Source organism: uncultured Helicobacter sp. (genome assembly GCF_949282165.1).
Lineage (GTDB): Bacteria > Campylobacterota > Campylobacteria > Campylobacterales > Helicobacteraceae > Helicobacter_F.
On record NZ_CASDOV010000023.1, the window covers coordinates 1 to 20864 of the forward strand.

General features: G+C 48.0%; 19 protein-coding genes and 1 pseudogene. 10 read left to right on the forward strand and 10 right to left on the reverse strand.

Going from position 1 to position 20864, the window contains the following annotated elements; all coding sequences use genetic code 11:
- The 5 genes and pseudogenes from ACH2BK_RS09140 to ACH2BK_RS09160 all read left to right on the forward strand — a co-directional run.
- Positions 1 to 528 (forward strand): annotated as a pseudogene (locus ACH2BK_RS09140) (hypothetical protein); the annotation flags it as partial.
- 83 nt (positions 529 to 611) lie between these two features.
- A complete protein-coding gene (locus ACH2BK_RS09145; RefSeq protein WP_394997496.1) occupies positions 612 to 785 on the forward strand; it encodes a hypothetical protein in 174 nt (57 codons plus the stop codon).
- The gene (locus tag ACH2BK_RS09150; RefSeq protein WP_394997498.1) at positions 772 to 894 is read left to right on the forward strand and encodes a hypothetical protein; all 123 of its coding nucleotides are present in this window, start codon (positions 772 to 774) and stop codon (positions 892 to 894) included. Before ACH2BK_RS09145 ends, ACH2BK_RS09150 begins: the two co-directional genes overlap by 14 nt.
- A 452-nt stretch (positions 895 to 1346) precedes the next feature.
- Positions 1347 to 3116, forward strand: a complete 1770-nt coding sequence (locus ACH2BK_RS09155; protein ID WP_395003523.1) for an McrB family protein — start codon at positions 1347 to 1349, stop codon at positions 3114 to 3116.
- A 28-nt stretch (positions 3117 to 3144) separates the two neighbouring features.
- Positions 3145 to 4833: an McrC family protein gene (locus ACH2BK_RS09160; RefSeq protein ID WP_395003525.1), complete on the forward strand. Its 1689-nt coding sequence runs from the start codon at positions 3145 to 3147 to the stop codon at positions 4831 to 4833.
- 78 nt (positions 4834 to 4911) lie between these two features.
- Here the strand turns inward: ACH2BK_RS09160 and pseB are convergent, their stop codons facing one another.
- The 7 genes from pseB to ACH2BK_RS09195 are packed head-to-tail and all read right to left on the reverse strand — an operon-like array spanning position 4912 to position 10417.
- On the reverse strand, positions 4912 to 5904 hold the full coding sequence (pseB, locus tag ACH2BK_RS09165; RefSeq protein ID WP_395003527.1) for a UDP-N-acetylglucosamine 4,6-dehydratase (inverting): 993 nt from the start codon (positions 5902 to 5904) through the stop codon (positions 4912 to 4914).
- Positions 5905 to 5913: 9 nt separating this feature from the next.
- Complete coding sequence (gene mrdA / locus ACH2BK_RS09170) at positions 5914 to 7695, reverse strand: penicillin-binding protein 2 (RefSeq protein WP_395003529.1); 1782 nt, start codon at positions 7693 to 7695, stop codon at positions 5914 to 5916.
- Positions 7679 to 8158, reverse strand: coding sequence for a hypothetical protein (locus tag ACH2BK_RS09175; RefSeq protein WP_394997512.1), 480 nt, complete (start codon positions 8156 to 8158; stop codon positions 7679 to 7681). Before ACH2BK_RS09175 ends, mrdA begins: the two co-directional genes overlap by 17 nt.
- Entirely contained in the window at positions 8107 to 8568 is a 462-nt protein-coding gene (locus ACH2BK_RS09180; RefSeq protein ID WP_395003531.1) for an N-acetyltransferase, read from the reverse strand. The genes ACH2BK_RS09175 and ACH2BK_RS09180 overlap by 52 nt, the downstream gene beginning before the upstream one ends.
- Before the next feature lie 10 nt (positions 8569 to 8578).
- Positions 8579 to 9103, reverse strand: coding sequence for an RDD family protein (locus ACH2BK_RS09185; protein WP_395003534.1), 525 nt, complete (start codon positions 9101 to 9103; stop codon positions 8579 to 8581).
- A 3-nt stretch (positions 9104 to 9106) separates the two neighbouring features.
- The gene (gene pyrE, locus ACH2BK_RS09190; protein ID WP_395003536.1) at positions 9107 to 9718 is read right to left on the reverse strand and encodes an orotate phosphoribosyltransferase; all 612 of its coding nucleotides are present in this window, start codon (positions 9716 to 9718) and stop codon (positions 9107 to 9109) included.
- Positions 9719 to 9727: 9 nt separating this feature from the next.
- The gene (locus tag ACH2BK_RS09195) at positions 9728 to 10417 is read right to left on the reverse strand and encodes a hypothetical protein (protein ID WP_394997521.1); all 690 of its coding nucleotides are present in this window, start codon (positions 10415 to 10417) and stop codon (positions 9728 to 9730) included.
- 93 nt (positions 10418 to 10510) lie between these two features.
- Between ACH2BK_RS09195 and ACH2BK_RS09200 the strand changes: the two genes are divergently transcribed.
- From ACH2BK_RS09200 to ACH2BK_RS09215, 4 genes are all read left to right on the forward strand, one after another.
- Positions 10511 to 11017 (forward strand): DUF2147 domain-containing protein, encoded by a 507-nt coding sequence (locus ACH2BK_RS09200; protein WP_395003538.1) that lies wholly within the window; start codon positions 10511 to 10513, stop codon positions 11015 to 11017.
- 96 nt (positions 11018 to 11113) lie between these two features.
- Positions 11114 to 11476: a hypothetical protein gene (locus ACH2BK_RS09205; protein WP_395003540.1), complete on the forward strand. Its 363-nt coding sequence runs from the start codon at positions 11114 to 11116 to the stop codon at positions 11474 to 11476.
- 296 nt (positions 11477 to 11772) lie between these two features.
- Positions 11773 to 17073 carry an autotransporter outer membrane beta-barrel domain-containing protein gene (locus tag ACH2BK_RS09210; protein WP_395003542.1) on the forward strand — a complete coding sequence of 1767 codons (5301 nt, stop codon included), beginning with the start codon at positions 11773 to 11775 and terminating at the stop codon, positions 17071 to 17073.
- Between the two features lie 63 nt (positions 17074 to 17136).
- Positions 17137 to 17346, forward strand: a complete 210-nt coding sequence (locus ACH2BK_RS09215) for a hypothetical protein (protein ID WP_395003544.1) — start codon at positions 17137 to 17139, stop codon at positions 17344 to 17346.
- 352 nt (positions 17347 to 17698) lie between these two features.
- Here ACH2BK_RS09215 and ACH2BK_RS09220 read toward each other — a convergent pair whose 3' ends face one another.
- The 3 genes from ACH2BK_RS09220 to ACH2BK_RS09230 are packed head-to-tail and all read right to left on the reverse strand — an operon-like array spanning position 17699 to position 20026.
- On the reverse strand, positions 17699 to 18571 hold the full coding sequence (locus tag ACH2BK_RS09220) for an FkbM family methyltransferase (RefSeq protein WP_395003546.1): 873 nt from the start codon (positions 18569 to 18571) through the stop codon (positions 17699 to 17701).
- Complete coding sequence (locus ACH2BK_RS09225) at positions 18565 to 18810, reverse strand: hypothetical protein (RefSeq protein ID WP_395003548.1); 246 nt, start codon at positions 18808 to 18810, stop codon at positions 18565 to 18567. The genes ACH2BK_RS09220 and ACH2BK_RS09225 overlap by 7 nt, the downstream gene beginning before the upstream one ends.
- Before the next feature lie 31 nt (positions 18811 to 18841).
- Positions 18842 to 20026: an A/G-specific adenine glycosylase gene (locus tag ACH2BK_RS09230; protein ID WP_395003550.1), complete on the reverse strand. Its 1185-nt coding sequence runs from the start codon at positions 20024 to 20026 to the stop codon at positions 18842 to 18844.
- A gap of 130 nt (positions 20027 to 20156) precedes the next feature.
- Between ACH2BK_RS09230 and ACH2BK_RS09235 the strand changes: the two genes are divergently transcribed.
- Positions 20157 to 20864 (forward strand): cation transporter (locus ACH2BK_RS09235; protein ID WP_395003552.1); only part of this gene is annotated, 708 nt, incomplete at its 3' end.

Sequence of the window (20864 nt, forward strand, 5' to 3'; positions counted from 1 at the left end):
CAGAGTGAGGAGAATAAGCTCTATGCGTATTACAACTATGTGCTAAGCGTGATACCAAAAGATGAGTGGCTGCTAAAAATCGATGTGGATCATATCTACCATTCCCAAAAACTCTACAAAAACTTCTATCTCCTCAAAAATCCGTGGGATATGATGATATGGGGTATGCTAAACTTCGATGTGCGTGAGGGAAGCGTGTATGTCGAGGATATGGCGTATCGTCAGCAATACGATCATATCACTTGCCAAAGGCGCAACCTCGTGTTTGAGGAGATAGAGGCGGCGTGGAATGGCATAGATGAGAGAAGGGGCTCGTTTGAAACACCTATAAGAAAGACAAAGGGTATAATCAAAACCGAGCTCACACATTGGCACTTCCCCTGTATCAAGGACACGCGCAGAGCAGCGAGCAAAAATCGCAAGTGGCTGCCTATCGATCAGTGGGAGAGTCCCGATATCGGCGTGCGTATCGATCCTAGTATGCTAGATTCTAAGCTAATCCTAGAGCTTTGCGGGGAGTTTGAGTGAGCGGCGATAGGTTTATAGCTTACCCTTGACTCACAAAAAAAAAAAAAAATACAATTGTGGCACCAGAGAAAGGATAGCCACAGATGCAAACACAGACAGAAAACTTCAGGCAAGCTTTCAAACACGCATTGCGGGCATTCGCACGCCAATCCGATACGCTAGCAAATGGCGGTGCGAGCGTGCAAGAGGTGCAAGAGTGGTTTAATGAGGCATTGCGCGGTATGGACGCCTTATGTGTGTGCTGTGAATCTTGGTAATGATATACGCGGGGTTGAGAGCGCGCAGTTGCCCTCGGTGCTCTTTGCTAGGGAGGATACTTTGGGCGAGGGCTTTGTCAATGGTGCGGCACTAAAAACGGAGCTGTAAGTATATTTAAAATTAAAGAGAGAATAATGAATAGCAAGAGAGAATTATTTTTGGAATTTCAAAGAAAGTGGAATTCGGAAAAAATAAAGGCTATGACATTGGAGGAATATACGAGCGTTGGTGAGAAAGAAAGGCAGGATTTTTCTTATTGGATTGAATCAAGGCTTGATGAAATAGGGAGTATATGGGGAGGCAGTGCCTTTAAATTTGGAATTTATAAGTGTCTTTCGGATAATGGAGATAGAGAAAAAAGTGGGAGGATTTATAAAGATGGATATGCATGGTATAAGAAATATGGTGAGACTAAAGATCAAGCTTTTGAAAAAATTAAGAGCATTATTGTAAATATAATCGAGTTAAGCCAAAAAAATGAATTGGAAGAAATAGATAATATTGAATTTGGCGATACAACAAAGTGGAAAATAGCCTTTCACTATCAAAATGTAGATGATATGAAAATTCTCAATATTTTTAGTGGCGGGAAATTAAAGGAAATCGCTAGGGGAGAATATGGAATTTCTTCACCTCTAAAGATGAATGAAATATATAGAAAAATTTTGGGCGATAAACAATATAGTTTTGAAGAGGTTTTAGAAAAGGCTAAGGGCTTATGGGATAAGTATGATAATAATGGAGAGCAAAAAACAAAAGGTAATAACAAGGAGAATGTAATGCAAAATTTACAGACTAAAGATAATAATAAGAGGAAAAATGTATTGCAAATCCCATTAAATCAAATCCTTTATGGACCTCCGGGTACGGGCAAAACCTATACTACGATAAATAAGGCATTGGAGATACTAAAAGAATATGGCGTGATTGATGAGATTCCAAGCGACAGACAAGAAGCAAAAAGGCTTTTTGACGCATTTAAGGAAAGGGGGCAAATCGCTTTTGTAACATTCCACCAAAGCTATGGGTATGAGGAGTTTGTCGAGGGGATAAAGCCTATTCTAGATTCAGAAGAGTCGCCAAATCCACAAAATTTAAGCTATGAAATTACAGATGGAATCTTTAAAAGGCTTTGCGAGAGTGCATTGAAAAACTATCAAAATTCTAAAGAAAAATCATCCGACCTGCAACAAGGAATGGAGATTGATAAGCTTTTAGAAATGTATGCAGAAATAATACAGAGAAAGCTTGATGAGGGGGAAACACTTAATTTTACAGGTTCGAAATTGACTGAAAGTGTAATGTGTATCAAAAAAGTTCATAGACGAAAAAATGGCGAAATTCAGTCTATTTTAATAGGAAATCCTAACTTTCAAAACACCCAAAGTCTCTCAAAAAATGTGATTAAAAAATATTATGAGGATTTTAAAAATGGGGTTTTAGTGGATTGGAGAGACATTAAGCCTAGCTATGAATCACAAGCCGCATACCATGACAACGCCATCTATTATTTTACGCTTTTAGAAAAGCTCAAAGAATTTGAGGAGGGTGAGTATAAAAAATTCAAGCAAGATTCTCATGTAAATTCTGCAGGTTTAAGGCAACAGCTAAAGCCCCATATCCTCATCATCGATGAGATTAATCGCGGGAATATCGCTAAGATTCTCGGCGAGCTTATCACGCTTATCGAGCCTAGCAAACGCATAGGAGAGAGCGAGGAGCTGCGAGTAGAGCTGCCTTATAGTGGTAAGAGCTTTGATGAGGGCAGGGGCTTTGGCGTGCCACGCAATCTCTATATCATCGGTACGATGAATACGGCTGATAGGAGTATCGCCCTGCTTGATACGGCGTTGCGTAGGCGGTTTGAGTTTGTGGAGATGCTGCCAAACCCTGAAGTTTTGAGCAAGGATTGCGCGGGTGTGAATCTGCAAGCATTGCTAGAATCTATGAATAATCGCATAGCGTTTTTACTCGATAGGGAGCATAGCATCGGGCATAGTTATTTTGTGGGGATTGTTAGTCTGCAGGATTTGCAAAATGCCTTTAAAAACAAGATTATCCCGCTGCTGCAGGAGTATTTTTATGAGGATTACTCTAAGATTATCGCGGTGCTAAATAATAATGGAATGATAAAATCCCAAAGTATGCAGGATTTGGGTGTGAGCTTGAGCGAGGATTTGGTAGATTCTGAAAAGTGTGTGTATGAAATCACAGATTCTAGCAAATGGGGCGCGGAGCAGTTTGTGGCGATATACGACAAGGACAAGGCAGAGAGCCTCAAGAAAGCAAAAGATTCTAAAAATACAGAATCTCACACTTTAGATTCTTAGAATCTAACTTCCTCACAAAGAGCTATCTATGCCAAATATACCCACACTCCACATCGCCGAATATCAGAGCTTCACGCAGGGCGATATAGAATCTTGCTTTAGAAATTTGGGGCTAGATTCTGCTAAATGCTCACAAAAAGCCCAAAAAATCTTTGAGGAATTACAAGAATTTGCCAAACAAGAGGGCAATGGCAAGTTTTTGTGCTTTAGTGGGCGTGGCACGCTCAAAGCCCAAAATTATGTCGGGCTTATCCAGACTAAAAGTGGCTTTTGTGTAGAGATTCTCCCTAAGACTTTCGCGGGTAATAATCCCGCTAATAAGGACTTTGCGCACGATCTCTGCGAATACCACAAAAGTGGCAAGGGCAAAGCCTCGCAAAAAGTCTTTGACAAGGCGCCATTTAGCACAAAGGTAGCGGATTTTGTAGAATCTATCGCACAAGGTGAGCTATGGGACGGAGGTGTGCCCCATCGCAGCGGGGTAGATTCTAAGGATAACGCAGAATCTAGCAGTGAGACAAAAAACCCACAATCGCCCATCGCTTGCCCCATTTGTGAATCTAAGCAGATTCTGCTCAACTGCCTTGCCACGCTAAGGCGCGATATACCATTTGAGGCAAGCCATATCGCCTCTTTGCATACATTCAAAACCCCGCTTTTAGAGATTTTTGTCCTTATGTTTGTGAGAGAGTGCGAGTCTCTCCTCCACAAGGGGCTAAAGATTGATTACCTAGAAATCGCGCAAAATAGGGCGTTTCTCAAGGGCAAACTCCTCTTTAATGGGCAGATAAGGCATAATCTCGTGCATAAGGAGCGATTTTTCACAAGCAGCGATGAGTATAGTAGTGATACCGCCCCAAATCGCCTTATCAAAGCCACACTAGAGCTTTTGCACACTCTACTTGTGAGCCCAAAGACACGCACGAGATTAGATTGCGTATATTTTGCCTTTGAGGATATTTCCCCAAGTCGCCACATAGAGAGTGATTTTGCCAAATGTCAGAATATGCGCCGACTCCGCGAATACAAGTGCATACTTGCGTGGTGCGCGCTATTTTTGCGCCAAAAGAGTTTTAGTGCGTATAGTGGCAGCACACAGGCTTTTGCCCTGCTTTTCCCTATGGAGCAGCTTTTTGAATCCTTTGTGGCGCATTGGATAGCACGCAGTGCCCGAGAGAGCAGACAAAACTACCAAGTGAGATGCCAAGAAAAAGTCAAGCGTTTTATGGTAGAGATTTTAAAAGACACTCCTACACAAAGAATAGAGGAGCTGATAGCTAATGGCTTATCAAGGCGGGATAACGAGGCTTTTGCACTGCAGCCTGATATCGTGCTGCGAGGCGTGGGCGAGAATAAAGGCGCGATTGCTATCCTTGATACCAAGTGGAAGATTCCAGATACTAGCAATGATGAGAAAAGGTATGGTATATCCCAAAGTGATGTGTATCAAATGTGGGCATATGCGAGCAAATACGCGAGGGAATGCCCACAATCCACAGAATCTAGCGACTCTTTACGATCCCATATCACGACTTGGCTTATCTACCCGCTTTGTGCAAGGACAAAGGAGGTGCAGGGCAAAAGGTGGTTTTTCAAAGCAAGCCTACCGCCTGATACTGCAAATGACACGACTAAGAATGCCTCAGACAATGCGCCCACTAACACAGGCAAGTTAGTTTCTTTAAATATCGTCTTTTTTCCACTATTGCAGGGCTAGATTCTAGGATTGTTAGGGCTAGGTTTAAGCCCGCCCCTGTGCGCATACAGGAAATCCCCGCGCTTTCATAGACTCATATCAGAGATTTTGCAAATACTCCCGCAAGTCCTCTTGGCTCAGCCATTGTGTGTTGCTATCGCTCGCGTATTCAAACTCCCCCTGCACAATGCGCCCGCTTAAGCCATTGGCAGTGCGCGTGTAGTCGATGGGCGATTGGAAATTGATAGTAGGCATTAGCGTATAAAAATCCTCAAACTCCACGCACAGCCGCGCATCGTCTTTTGGTATCATCACTTCGTGGAGCTTCTCGCCCGGGCGTATGCCCACGACTTTGAGCGGTATATCGGGTGCGAGCGTGTGGGCGAGATCGGCGATTTTCATACTTGGGATTTTGGGCACAAATATCTCGCCTCCGTGCATTCGCTCCAAACTCTGCAATACAAACGCCACGCCAGAATCTAGCGTGATAAAAAAGCGCGTCATACGCATATCGGTGATGGGCAGCTCTGTGGCATTAGATTCTATGAGTTTTTTAAAAAATGGTATCACAGAGCCGCGCGAGCCCATCACATTGCCATAGCGCACCACGCTAAACTTGGACTTGGAGCTGCCTTTGAAGTTGTTTGCCGCGATGAAAAGCTTGTCAGAGCACAGCTTCGTCGCGCCATAGAGGTTGATGGGATTTGCCGCTTTGTCCGTGCTAAGGGCGATGATATGGGTTACATTATTGTGCAGGGCGGCGGTGATGAGATTGCTCGCGCCATCGATATTGGTTTTGATACACTCCATAGGGTTGTATTCCGCGATAGGCACGTGCTTGAGCGCAGCGGCGTGGATACACACATCGATACCATTTAGCGCAGTCTTTAGTCGCTCGCCATCGCGCACATCGCCGATAAAAAAACGCATTCGCTTATCATTTAGATTCTGCTCCATCTCGTATTGTTTGAGCTCATCGCGGCTATACACGACGACTTTTTTTGGGTTGTGGTGTGCGAGGATTGTTTGGATAAATCTTTTGCCAAAGCTCCCCGTGCCGCCGGTTATGAGGATATTTTTGCCTCTAAGCATACGCGCTCCTTAGTTTATATAGCCCAGATCGTAGAGTTTATTGACGATATTGACAAGTATGGGACCGCCATTCCCGCCACTCCCGCCGTGCTCAAGCATAATCGTGATGGCGTATTTGGGCTCATTGTATGGCACAAATGCCGTGATCCACGCGTGCGAGCGCGCAAAATACTCCATCTCGTGCTCTTTGATACGCGTTTTCATATCTTGGGGGATACCTGTAACTTGCGCGGTGCCTGTCTTGCACGCTATGGGGACTTTCGCCCCGCGTGTGCGCCAATACGCCGTCCCGCCATCAGCAGAGTTGCACACTTGATACATACCTTTGCGCAAGGCATTTAGCTTTTGCTTTTGGGTGGTGCTTAGGACATCTGCTACCTCATATTGCGCGGGAGTCTCATTAAACATCTTAGCAAAATGCGGTGTTACAAACTTGCCCGAGGCGATGAGGGCAGTGTAGCGCGCTACCTGCATAGGCGTTACGAGAAAATACCCCTGCCCAATAGAGGTATTGACCAAATCCCCCGTAACCCAATTTTCGCCCTTTGCCCTTAGCTTCCACTCGGGCGTGGGGACTACGCCGGATTTTTCGTGTGGGATATCTATGCCTGTTTTTTTCCCAAAGCCCATTTGGCTAAGCACCGTGGCGACATTGCTAATGCCAACTTGCATAGAGAGCTTGTAAAAATACACATCCACCGAGCTTTTAATCGCCTTAAACAAATCCGCGCTTTTATGCCCGCATTTCCAATCGCGATATTTGCGCCCACCTAGCTCGATATAGCAAGGCGTCTCGATAGTCGTGTGCTCGGTGATCTCGCCAAACTCCAAAAACGCCAAGCCCATCGCCATTTTGATAACCGAGCCGGGCGGATACTGCCCTGCTATCATTTTATTGACTAGCGGATAGTGGGGGTTTTCGAGGAGGGCACGCCATTTTTGTGTGCTAATGCCACCGATGAAGTCGTTGAGATTGTATTCTGGATAGCTTCCTGCTGCGAGAATCTCGCCATTATGCACATCGAGCACCACCACCGCGCCTTCTTTGTCTGTAAATTCAGAATCTATAAGCTCTTGGAGGCGCAAATCAAGGGTAAGGGTTAGGTTGTTTTGCCTAAGTGGCTTTGCCTCTTGTAGCACTTTGACTTCCTTATGCAGGGCGTTAATCTGCGTCTTGCGATAGCTCGCCTCGCCTTGTAAGAAGTCGTTGTATTGGGATTCTATGCCCATTTTGCCCATAACCTTGGTGTAAAAAGATAGGGGATTTTTGTCCATATCGCTTTGGTTTGCTTTGGACACATAGCCGATGATATGTGAGGCAGAAGATTCATTAGGATAGAATCTCTTGCTTGTTGGCATAACCACGATATGGGGGCTTTGCTTGAGATAAGTGAAAGAGTGCTGAATCTCACGATATGCCAAAAAATCCACCACCACAATGGGTGCGTGATTATACGAGGTGTTGGCGTTGGTGTAGGTTTTGGTGAGTTTTTGTGAATCTAGGAAGGGAAAGTATTTGACAATGAGCTCGATTTGCTCTTGGAGTAGGGAGCTTTTGAGCCGTGGGGTGATAGCAATGGCAAAGCCTAGCTCATTGATAGCTAAAGGCTCGTTGTTTCTATCTAATATCTGCCCGCGGATAGGCACGAGCACATCGACTTTTGTCGCGTTTTTTTGGGCGTATTTGTCATAATACTCGTGATTAATGCTCGTAACCACCCACAGCCGCAGCGCGATGATGAGCCACACAAAGAGGAAAAACCCCGTAGCGATTTTAAAGCGCATACTCATAAAGGCTCACCATCACTGCTTCACACACGCAGTAATACACCAGCACAAGCGGATTGAGAAAGCTCTGCGCACTCGCATTGCCCTCCATACCCACAAGCCACACATACACGCACGCATACACCATCACCACCTGCACGATACTTAGGATATATTTGGCATTAAAATTCGCAAGCCAGAGCATCGCCACATAGTGCAGCACCACAAAAAGCACGACTAAAAACCACAGCGGGAAATCATAAAAGACTTCCACCACAAGCATCATCGCCAAAACAATGCAAAATCGCCAAAAATCTCCCCTCGTGTCATAGCGCACAAAGAGCACAAATAAAATGCCAAGCAGCGGGGGCAAATACACGATGATACTTGCTAGGCACTCATACACAAAGAGCCCAAGCAAAAAAAGGATATTTCTTAGACTTTGGCTATAAGAGCTATCTCGTCGCATATCGGAAAATGTTTGCATTTGATACAATCCGCCCATATTTTGTGGTTTGGTAAAAGTGTCTTGTCTATTATAACAAATCCCAACTTTTCAAAGAGCTTCTCTCTGTATGTGAGCACGAGCACTTCACTTAGTCCGAGGCTTTTGGCTTCGGCTTTGATAGATTCTATAAGCGCGCTTGCAATCCCCCTGCCTCTGTGGGATTCTCGCACGATGAGTGAGCGTAGCTCCCCAAGAGTGGGAGAATACACATATAGCGCGCAAAACCCCACGATCTCCTCGCCATCGCGCACGATATGATAGGATCTAATCGCATTTGCCATCTCCTCTTCACTGCGCTCTAGTATCACGCCACGGCGCACTTCATCACTCACGAGCGCACGCATTTGCGGTATGTCTTTTAGCGTTGGTTTTTCTATCAAAAATGCCATTGTGGATTCCTTATGTGTTACTTGGTGTGGGCTTTGGCGGGGCTTTTATCACATTTGTGTGGCACACGAGATCATAGAATGTCTTGCGATCTTTGCGAAAATACGCGACACACACGCCTATGAGTGTCGCCATACTCACAATCCACAGCACATAGCGCAAAAACGCCACGACAAAAGGGACTTTGCCCTCACTATCCTCCGCTATGAGTTTTAGCCCCACATAGCGATAGCCCGGTGTCTGCCCACTGCGCGAGATAAAAAGCGATAGGATAAGCCCAAAGCCTACCACGCACGCAAAAATCACGATTTGATTGTCCAAAAACGCCTGCCTAGAAGAGCCTAGCACGAAGTAGGCGAGATAGAGGATTGGCATATTTATCATAAACATATCGGTGATAAAGGCGACAACGCGCTCCCATAAGAAAAATGGCACTTTTGGCGCACTAAGCGATTTGGGCGTGGCGGAATGGGACGCGCTAGAATGGAGGGACTTGCGCTTTATGGTGCGCCATCGTGGCTTTGTGTGGTTTGGCACGATTTAGTTTCCTCTGCTACCGGGCTTGATGGCGGGTAGCCTGCCCTCCTTGCACAATGGGCAATCCTGTGGGGCATACATCTCAAAGGCAAAATCCTCTAGCGCAAAAAGCGGCAAAGACGGCGGTAGCTTAGCCTCTGCCTTGCGCGCTAGCTTGGAGCCCACTCTCTGGCAAAACCCACGATTTGCAAGCCCTGCAAACGCCACGATTTGCGCGCCTAGAGATTCTAAGCATTGCGCAGATTCTAGGGCCGAACCACCTGTGGTGATGATATCCTCACAGATGAGCACCTTCTCCCCCTTTTGCACCTCAAAGCCGCGGCGCAGAGTCATTTTGCCCTCCACGCGCTCGGTAAAGATAAACCTCACTCCAAGTGCGCGTGCTAGCTCATATCCGGCTAAAATCCCCCCTAATGCCGGCGAGCACACACAATCAGTCTGTATGCCGTGCGCGGTAATCTGCTTTGCCAAAGCAGTGGCTAGCTCTTGGGCTATGGCGGGATTTTCTAGCACTTTGGCTGATTGGAGATAAAAGGCGGAGTGGTTGCCGCTGCTGAGCAAAAAATGCCCCTCTAGGAGTGCCTTGGCGTTGGTGTAGTAGGCTTTGATATCCATAAATCCTCCTTAAAAACGCAGGGAATACTGCACAAAATTCATCGTAGGTCCATACTCAAGGCTATACTCGAGTATATCAAGCCCTATAAAAAGCTCATTAGCCTTGTAGCTAAACACAGGTCCAAAGCCGATAGTGGGGAGAAAGCCGACTTTTTTCTTGCGCGTTAGCTCGGGATTGACAAGGCTTGAGGTGCGTGCCAAGTCATTAACCCCAAAGCTCACAAGGCGGACTTTGAATCCAAAGTAGGGATTGACATACGCGCGGTATTCTGCCGAAACCCCCATACGATAGATTTGGAACAAATCGGGCTTGCTCGCATCGAGATTAAAATCCGTACTGAAGTTGTTAGCAAAGCGATCAAAAAATACAAACACGCGCAGGGAATTGTCCTTTTGCACCACAAAGTTGTAGCCTGCCTCCGCGCCCACGATGTAGCCAAATCCGCTATTTGGACTATACACGCCGCCTATGTTGATCCCTACATAGAATTTAGATCGTGGATCTTTGGGTTTTTTGGGCTCGGGGATGCCAGCGGCTTTGTTGAGGAGGGTTTGGTGGGTTTTTTGGACTTCTTCTAGAATCTCTTCATGGGGCTTGAGATCGTTTTCATAACGAATCTCTGTGCGTCTCTCGCCTAGCGCAACACTAGGGAGGCTCACGCATACGCACCACAACAAGGCTAGGGCTCTTAGTCTCAAACACAATCCTTCAGAATCTAAGTAATCTGTGGGTGCTATTGTAGCAATTTCTGCTATACTTTAGCTTAAAATAAGTATTCCTTAAGGATTGTGATGAAAAGAGTGCGCTGCCTCATCGTGATTGTTGGCGTGGTGTGGCTAGGACTTTGCTATGGAGCGGAGAATCTAGCGGGGTTTTATAAGACACACATAGGCTCAGATGGGCGTCAGTCTATCGTGGAGTTTTTCTCTCATAATGGCAAATATTATGCCTATGGATTTGCCAATGTCGATGGGAGTGCTGCCAAAAAAGATAGCAACAACAAAAATCCCAAATTGCGCGAGCGATACGATAGGGGCACGATATTTGTCTATGGGCTAGAGGGCGAGGGGGGCGAGTATGGAGGCGGGAGGGTGTATAACTTCCGCACGGGCGAGGTGTATCACGCCAAGGTGCGCGTGCAGGGCGATACGCTCATCTTGCGCGGTAGTGTGGATAGTGCGGGGATCGTGGGCGTGAGTAAGGCTTGGATACGACTAAGCGAGCAGGAAGTGCGCCCATATCTGCACCTAAAGCCACCGATGGCAGAAGTGCTCCAAAGTCTTAAGGATTGGGAGTAGATTCACTCACGCACTTTAAGCGGTTGTTAAAATCTCGCACACAAACGCCACAGGCTTTGCTATAATGCCTTTAGATACATTGAGAAAGGATACGCAATGTGCAAAAATCTCTTGTCTGTTGTTTTTGTCTTTTGTGCGGGGATTTGGGGGAGTTTGTGCGCGCGAGATTCTCACACGCACTTGTCGCATTTCACCACCATAGCTACAGAGCATTCCGCACCGCATAATCTCTCGCCTTATAATCTCTCACTTCCCCCCGCCACGCCATCACGAGATGATGAGCTGCAGCGGCATTTAGAGAGCTTTAGTGCTGCACGGAGCGAGGAGGAGGCGCTAGGGCTCGCCGGTGCGCACAAAAAACGCCAGCATATGCAGGACTATGCGGATTATATCTCTAAGCCACCGATTTTTTATAATCGTGGGATACTCCAATCGCGTGAGCGACCAGAGCTGCCATAGCGTTGTGTTTGGCACACCTGCGCTTAGGGCTTTTGGGGGCTTTTAGAGGTAGCGCGTGGGCGTGAGTGTCTCTTAGATTTTGGGATTTTCTTGCTTTGCTTTTGCGCTTCACATAACGCCAAATCTTGGCTTGGTATCTCTGTGACTTGTTTTTAGTCTCTTACACAAACTCCCTCTAGATTCTAAAATCTCTGTGAGATTTTCTGCGATTCCCCGCACATTTTAGAATCTAGGCGTAAATCTACTAGGAACACATCTTGCTTAGTCCCAAAAAGTTTCACAAAAGAAGGGATTCTATGGGCAAAAAAAGGGTTTTGGTAAGCATCGCGCTAAGCAGTGTGTTAGCGGCATACGATTTTGACCCTGATAAGTTTCAAACCACGGCTTGGAGCGAGTTTGAGCAGCAAACCACAAATACGCCCTTTTATGTATGGGAAAACCAAAACACCGCCAATCCCCCGGGCGTGGGCGTGGGATTTAGGTTTAGTGGCAATAATATCTATTTTTTTAAAGACAACACGCATATAAACACCAACAATATCAATGATATTTGGATTATCGGCGCGAGCGGCAGTCGGTATATCTTGCTAGATTTTACGGACAATACCCTGCCCTACGACAAAATCGGGCTACATTTTCGCGGTGGCAGCACCACCACAGGGGACAATCACTATGTCTTGCTAAACACCCGCTACACAGGGGAAAATGGCAATATCATGCGGGGCATTAACTTTGATCCTCGCACTGCTTATGGGAAAATGCTCCTCTCCATCATCGGCTATGATACCAACACACAAGGCCCTTGTAATGCCAACACTAGCGGTGGTTGCGCGCCCATAAGTGCTAGATCGCTCTTTGTCTTTCGTGGCACAGATGTCAATGACAATATCCTGCAGCGCTACTATAGCCACGATTTTGTCTTTGGCACGCCGATGGCGGGCGAGGATTTTGGCGTGGCGGTGGGGAGCGCGCAGTTTAAGGGCGACAAAATCGACTTTAGCGGTGGTTTTTGGGATAGCAATGGCGAAAACGCCGCTAATGGCACTACGCAAGCCAATCCCTACACCCAAAGCCTCGTGTTTAATGGTGCAGATTCTATCACGCAAGATTCTATTGAGTTTCTTATCGGCAGTGGTAAAACCACGCTAGGGCTCTATAACCTAGGCACCAAATCCTTTAACTTCTCAAACCTCTCTACGAGTTCTAAATTGCACTTAGATTCTGTAGGGAACTCCATTGCGGGAAACCTCCTCTATGGCGCAGATTCTAGTCTCAATCTCATTTTTGCTTCCTCCGCCCAAAGTCTCAATGTCGCACGAGAGGATGGCACCACCCAAGCCCTAAGCTCTCTTATTAGCACTTCTAGCTATCTAGGTGGCGTGCCAAATAGCGGGCAGGGTGGTGGCGCAAATGGTATTATCGGGATTGATGATAGTGCGCAAGTGAGCTTCATTGGTGCAAACTCACACCGCTTTGGCTACTCTACCACGCCACCCAGCGATAGCTTTCAGTTTATCGGCTCGGCAGATTCTGCCACGCCTGCGACTAACCGCGTGCTATTCCTAAACGCGGGGAATCTCAATGGCACGATCTTCTCTACCGCCGCGAGCTCTGCAGCCAACCCCGCGCCAAATCCCTCGTATTCTAAAATCAACTTTACCCTCTTTGGCACAAGTGTGACAAACCTCAATCTATCAGACTACCCCGCCTCGCAGCCAAGCCCTACCACAGCCAACCACAACACCCTTAGCGCGCTCTTTAGCTCCACTCCCACGCGCTGGAGCAGCACAGATACCAACCTCGCACCTCACTTCGCCTCTATGACTATGCGCACCTCGCGCCTAAGCGGTAGCGTAAGCCTAAGCGACACCGCAAAAGTAAATCTTGTCTTTGATGGGGCAGGCACGCACGACTTTGGCGCGGGCACGGGCGGCGCGAGGATCACGGGGGGCAGTGCAGATTCTCAAATCATCTTTAACAACGCCAATGGCAACGCTGCGGGCAATCTCAACTACGAATCCATAAGCGGATTTAATGGCAAAATCCTCGTGCTCAACTCGAGCCTTACGAGCTCTAGCCCCTCGCTCTTGCGCAGTGTCTTGCGCGCTGCAAGTCCTATCGCCACCCCCACCACAAGAGCAGGCTTGGCATCGGGCTCATTTAGCAGCTACACGCATATTTTTAACGGCTATGGCGCGAGTGTCGCGACTTCTGCCTCCGCACAGGGGCAAAGCGCGATAAACCAAGTCCTAGGCGGCTTTAACAACGCAAGCGGGGGATTGGCAAACTATAGCGTGAGCGATCTGCGTGCTAGCACGAGTCTTAATACCAATGTTTCTAGCAGTGCGCAAAACACAAACTTTGTCTTTGTGGGCAGCGGCGCGATAGGCAGCGGCGTGGATCTCTCACAAGCAGCATTTAATAATGTGCAATACACCTTTATCGACTTTGGGGAGTTTGATTTAGAAAATACCTCAAAATACGGCAGTGCGACGATCTCGCTCGCGGGCAATAGCTGGGCACGCAATAATATCAATGTCGCCTATACCGGCACGCTCGATGTCTCAAGCCGCAATCAGCACTCCCCCCAAAGCTTTTATGGCAACCACCTCTATGGCAACACAAAAAAAGATGTGGTGCTAGACTTTGGCGGGGATTTGGCGGGGAGCTCATCGGGCTCATCGTCTATCCACAAGGGCTATATTACCGGTGGCACGAGTGATAGCACCTATATCTTTAGCAATATCGGTGGCACGCTAGAACTCAATAAGACAGGGACTCCTGCCTATACAACCAACATTACCGACTTAAACAATCTCGCAACTAATGTAAATTCTAGCAACGCCTCAAATCTCCAAAATCAGCTTATCCTCAATGGGATTAACTTCTATGTCTCTACCAATGGGGGTGCGGGCTGCACAAATGGCACAGGCGGCACAAATAGCACTTGCGCGACAATCGGTTTTAGGGATACCAATATTAAAGGAGAGTTAAAAGACGATAAGTTTGGCATCGATGCGGTGTTTAACACTAGTGGCAATATGGTAGAAAACACCTACACTGACGCTAGTGGCAACAAAATGCATATTATAGAATCTGGTAGCGCGAGGTCCTCAACTTTTGAAGGCAGCATTAGTGGGGCTTCTAAAAAGCGTATCACTTTTATCGGGGTGGATTCCTTTGTGCGCGATTATGCTAATTCTACCAAGCAGGGGCTCACTATCAGCGGGGGCACGATAGATTCACAATACAACTTTTATAGCGTGGGGGAATTTACCCAAGATATGGTGGATAACATCATCAATGGCGGCAGTGGCACAGGTGGCAGCACAGGCGCGCAAAATAGCATTGCAAAGGGGAGTTTTAGCTTTGATGGGAGCACCACGATTTTTGCCAATATCATCAAAGACGCTAGCACATCGGGCACAGGGGGCACAGGCAACAACGGGGCAAAAGACACAGAATCTATCAATATCGGAGTAAATACCGCCGCTAGCACGCTCTCAAGCTTCACACAAGGCGTGCTTATGCGAGGCACGCTCGGAGGCAATATCACCAAAAACGCCGCGTTTGCCTCTGGCTCTTCTGTCATCATCAATGGAGGTAACTCTAGCTCGGTGTATGATTTCTCACTCTCGGGAGCTAATGGCGGCGCGCTCGTGGTGGTAAAGCTTGACTTTAAAGATTCTAAACGCGTAACCGATGGCACGATAGCTACAGGCACCAACGGGAATGGCACTCTCCATGGCACGATTAAAGGCTTAGATGGGCTCACGAGTATCGCTGGGACTTTGAGCAATACGATAATCGGCGCAGATTCTGCAAATGCCGCCACGGCTAATCAAGTGCGCTTTAGCGGCAGTCTCACAGGCGTGGGCGGGCATTGGTTTGTCACAGAATCTAGCACGATAGATTCACTCATCATAGAAAACGACTCCACCCTCCTAAACAGCGCCAATATCCGAGCCGGCACACACAACAACGCCCTAGCGATAGTCGATCTTAGCACATATGATTGGGTGGGGCGCTGCCACGATGGCACGAGCACCTGCAATGCCGCACAATCAGGACAAAATGGACAACAAAATGGCGAGTATGACTACTATGAGCTAGTTAGTCGCGATTTGGGCGCGGGCTTTAGCAAAAAAACGCTCACTATCGGCACTGCAAGCACCACAGGCAGTGGCAATGCCGGCACAACCAACGCCCCCACGCATTTTTCCTCAAACAACGGCGTCTTTAAGCTAGGGCTCAATCTCTCTGCCACAGGGGACAAAGCCGATGAGGTGATTATCAATCTCACTCAAAACCAAAACACACAGGGCGTGGGTAGCAGCAGGATTCAGCTTATCCAAAGTGCGAGCACCGCGCAGAGCTACCAATACACAAGTGGCGATAAAATCTATGTGGCGAGCCTCACGCTCCCAAATGGAAGTGGCTTTGATACCAACACATTCCTAGCAGAGGATCAATACCTAGGGCTAGGGATTTTCCGCACAGAATTAAGAGCCGAGCGGGAGAATAACGCCAACACGATGAAGTGGTATTTGGATTCTATCCAAGTCATAGATATCGATAGTGCCACGCTCCAAAATGAAGTGATAAATCCGCTTGAGGGCGCACTGCTCACGCCCTATCTCAATCTCTACACCGAAACCAACAATATGGCAAAGCGTATGGGCGAGCTGCGCGGGGCAAACGACGCAAGCGGCGCGTGGGTGAAGATTATCAAAGGCGCACTCTCTGGGACTAATGGCTACTATGCTAACAATACGGGCGTGCAAGGGGGCTTTGACAAGCGCACCGATCTGGGTGGCGCGCGCGTGTATTGGGGCGTGGTGGGGAGCTTTATGAACGCGTGGGGCAACAACTATGGGCTAAACCTCCAATCTAGTAGCTTCTCACTTGGATTCTATCGCTCCGCGCTTTTTGCCAATAGCAGTTACCTAGATATCGTGGGCAAATACATCTACTCCCAAAACACCTACGCCACCTCGACTGCAAGCTTTGGGGGCAGGGACACTAGCGGCGTGAGCTCGGCGTATGTGAGCGCGGAGTATGGTATGCGCTTTGGGATCAAATCCGCTCGGGGCTTGTATCTCCAGCCTCAAGCCGAGATTATCGCGGGGACTATCGGGGGGCAGAATCTACGCTTTGAAAACCCCCTCGTGGCACTTAGCGTGGATTCTAAGGCGTCCTTTGCGTTTATCGGGCGTGTGGGCGCGGATATGCTCTCAAACTTTAGATTTGGGAATAGTGGGGGATTTTGGCGTGTGGGCGCGAGCTTGGTGCAGGATTTTACCAACCGAGGCGTGATGGATATCGATGACAATGTCCAAACCACCTCGGCGCGCTCGCACACGATTAAGGGGGATTTTCGCGTGCTCTTAAGCGCGGGGCTAGATATGCGCATATCACGGAACTCGAGAGTGTATTTTGAGGTGGATAGGAGCTTTTTTGGCAATTACAATCTCGCTTATACCATCTCTGCGGGATTGCGTTATAATTTCGGTGTGAGCGCGCCTAGGCAGGCTCCGCAGAGTTATCCGAACTTCTATGAGAAGCAGTATCTTGATTCGTATTCTACAAGGTATTAGATTCTAGAATCTTGTTTAGGGCATTGGGCTTTTCTAAAGAAACTTCGTTTTGGCGATAAATCGTTGATTCTGCGCTCGGATTTTCAGTCACTTACCTCTAGTAAGCTCCTTCAATCCTCGCTTGAAAACAACGATTTCTCATCCAAAATCTTAGAATGCCCGGGCAAGCCAAGCGCGGAATGTAGGGAAAATATAGAATCTTGTGTGGGTTTAGAATCTAATCTATACAGAATCTCAAGCAGATTCAGAATCCAAGGAAAGATTAGAATCTAATTTTGATAATTTAAGATTCTGAATCTGTTTTAGATTCTATGAGATGGGATTTTGTGTTTGAATCTATCAGTGCAGATTCTATAAGCGTTTTAGAATCTGTGAGGATAAGTTCTCTCAATCTAGATTCTGAATTTGCCTTTGAATCTCACGCTTGGCTTGCCCTTTTGGCGTGGTGTGGATTGCGTGGGCTTACCACTGCAAGCAAAAAAATTAGTCATTGCGGTGTGGCTGTGTAAGCTTTGAAAAATTTGGGGAAGGTTAGCGGACTTAGAGTCCGTGCCTTTCACAACCCAAGGAGCCATTTTCCTACATACAAAGCCTAATGCCCTAAACACAAGAATCTAGACAAGCACTAGGAGGGCACCTCACAATACAGCGCAGTCTCTGTCATCACACTAAAATCAATGGGCTTTATCACTTTAAAGCGATAGCCCAGATTCCAAGATTCTATCATAGGCTTTATGCTTAGGAAGTCCTCGGCGTTGTGGTATATGCTAAGCAGCATCGCGGGCTTTTGCGTAGCGATAGTTTCTCTGGCACCTTTGAGAAACTCCTGCTCAAAGCCCTCGATATCGACTTTGATGAATCCCACCTCTATATCGTGCTCCCGCACGAAGGAATCCAGCGTGATAACCTCCACATCATCAAAGCTCGTGTGGTTGTCAAACACGAGGCTAGAGCTGCCGCCATTTACGCTGATTTTCATTCTATCGGGCTTGGAGCCTAGGGCTTTTTTGACGGGGATTATGCGCGTGGCGTTATTGAGCGCGATGGTGCGCAGGAGGTGGTTGTAATTCGCACTTGTGGGTTCAAAGGCATAGATGGACTTGGTGGTAAAATCCCCAAACACAAGCGAGCTATCGCCCACACACGCGCCTACATCGATGATATTTTTGTGCTTTATCGCCTCAAGTGTGCGGGGACTAAAGGCGTTGAGATTGTGTCTGTGCCATAGCACGCTGATTTCAAAAAAGCGCGTGGAGAGCAGGTAGCCATCATAGCAGTAGAGATCGGGCGCGATTTGGAAGACATTGGGATAAAACTGCGTCCTTACGCGCTCTAGCTCTGTGATTTCTTCTTGGCTTAAAAGAGTGTAGGTTTTTTGCTTTTGCTCATAGAGGGTGCGTATGCGCGAGAGTATCCGTGCTACCGTGGCGCGACTTTGGGCATCTAGTCCATCGCACAATGCCGCGACTTTGGAAGGTAGCGTGGGATCTTCTAGCATACCCTTTGTGAAGTGCCAATCGTGGTATAAGCCAAAGAGTGTTTTGGACTTAGTCGTGCTGGCGAGTTGTCTTTTGCCAAAGAGTTTGTAAGTGTAGAGGATTTCATATATCCCCCCCCCTTATAAGTCAGCACCTGAGAGAGGCGCGAGAGCAGAGGGACTCCAAAAACTAGCAAGGTTTTTTTGTGCCACCCGACATATCCGAGAATGCCTTCTTTGCGAATTTCAAATACTTTCATAAGTCTCCTTTGTGGTTGTGATAGGGCGGGATTATAACACAAGATGAGAGATTTTGAGGGCTTTGTGGCTTAGGCTTGAGAGCGGGAGGGTAGGGAGTGAATCTAGCTCCACAAACGCGAGATTTTCACGCGTATCAAAAGAGAGAGAATCTATAAGCCCTAGCGCGGCTTGTCTGTCTGTGCATTGGGCGTATAGCACCTCTGCGGTGATGGCGTATTTGGTATAAGCGTGCTTAAAATGCCCTGCAAGCCTAAGGGGGTGTGGTGCGTGCTGATGAGGGGATAGAGGGGGCGCGGAGGGCGCGGGTGCGGAATGCAAGGGCGTGGCGTGCATAGGGAGATTGTAGAGCCCGGCGTAGAGTTGGCTTTGTGAGCGGGGTTGGGGGCGAGTGCGTGCTAGGTGGGCTTCATCGTGCTCTGGGGTAAGCAGCGCGATATAGTCCTTGTGGGATTGGCAGAATCTGATGACAAAGAGGCGCAAATGCAGGCTTTCTCGGGGCTTTGGGCGTCTTTGTGGATAGCGGTGCGGGGCAGAGCAGCCTTGGCAAAACTCCCTAATGGGGCATATGAGGCACAGGGGCTTGGGGCGGCACACGAGCGCGCCGATGTCAAGCAGGGCTTGGTTGTAGTTAAAGCTATCTTTTGTGTTGAGGAGTTTGGTGGCGAGGCTTTGTAGCTGCGCGTGCGTGGGATTAGACAGGGCAAAGAGGCGTGAAAACACGCGCCTAATGTTAGAATCCACAAAGCCCACGCTCTCCCCAAAGCCAAAGCAGCTTATCGCCCCCGCGCTATACTCCCCGATACCCGGTAATTTTTTGAGATTTTCCACACCTCTTGGGAGTGCGCCGCTATGGCTCTGTGCGCAGATTTGTGCGCATTTACGCAGGTTGCGCGCTCTGGTGTAGTAGCCTAGCCCCTGCCAACGCAGTAGGACTTCCTGCTCGCTCGCATCTGCCAAAGCCTGCAAGCTAGGGAAAGCGCGCAAAAAGGGGAAGTAAAACTCCTCTAGCACCCTTGTTACTTGCGTTTGCTGGAGCATAATCTCGCTGATATACACCTCATAGCTTTGTGAGCCATCGCGCGCGAGATTGCGCCACGGCAGCTCCGCCCTGCCGCATTTGGCATACCACTGCGCGATTTGGGCGTGAAAGGCGGGGAGTGCCTCAAGTGCGGTGTGTGCGTCAAAGCGCGCGGTGGGGGTGGAGCGTGCGGGCATAGAATCCTCCAAGGGGTTGTGAGATTTCGCGCGATTATAGCAGATTCAGAGATTTTGTTGTGGCAGTGATTAACGCGCTATTGCTCGCGATATATTAGGATTGCGCCAAAAGCGAGCAATAGGAGGGCGTATGCAGACTTTTCATATCACAAACCTCGATTGTGCCGCGTGTGCGCAGAGGCTAGAGCGCAAACTGCGTGAGTGCAGTGGCGTGCGCGAGGCGCGTATCTCCTTTGCCACCAACACTTTGCAGATTGATTGCGAGGATATATCCTCTGTGCGTGAGGTTATCGCTTCTATCGAGCCAAAGGTGCAAATCACGCAAAAGATTCAAAAAAGCCGCTTTTTCACTCCTAAGCTTTTTGGGTTAGTGGGGCTTATCGCGATTTTTCTAGCGTCTGTGGCGGCGTGGCATTGGGGCGGTATAGAATCCGCAGAGCCCCTAAGCTATGGCGCGTTGATAATTAAGCTCGTGTGGATTGGTATCTATCTTGTGAGTGGGCGCAATGTTTTTAGAGGCGCGCTAAGGAGCTTTAAAAATAAGGAGTTTTTTGATGAAAATGTGCTAATGCTCACAGCAAGTATAGCGGCGTTTGGGCTCGGGGCGTGGGAAGAGGCGGTGAGCATAATGCTCTTTTTTGCCACGGGGGAGTATTTGCAGGAAGTGAGTGTGAGGCGCTCAAGGGAGGCGATAAGTGAGGGGGCGAATCTGGTGCCTAGCGTTGCGCACCTTCTTACAGGGCATTGCGCTTTGAGCGATAAAAGCGGGAATCTGCGCTCGGATTTTCAGTCACTTACGCCTAGTAAGCTCCTTCAATCCTCGCTTGATAACCCACTT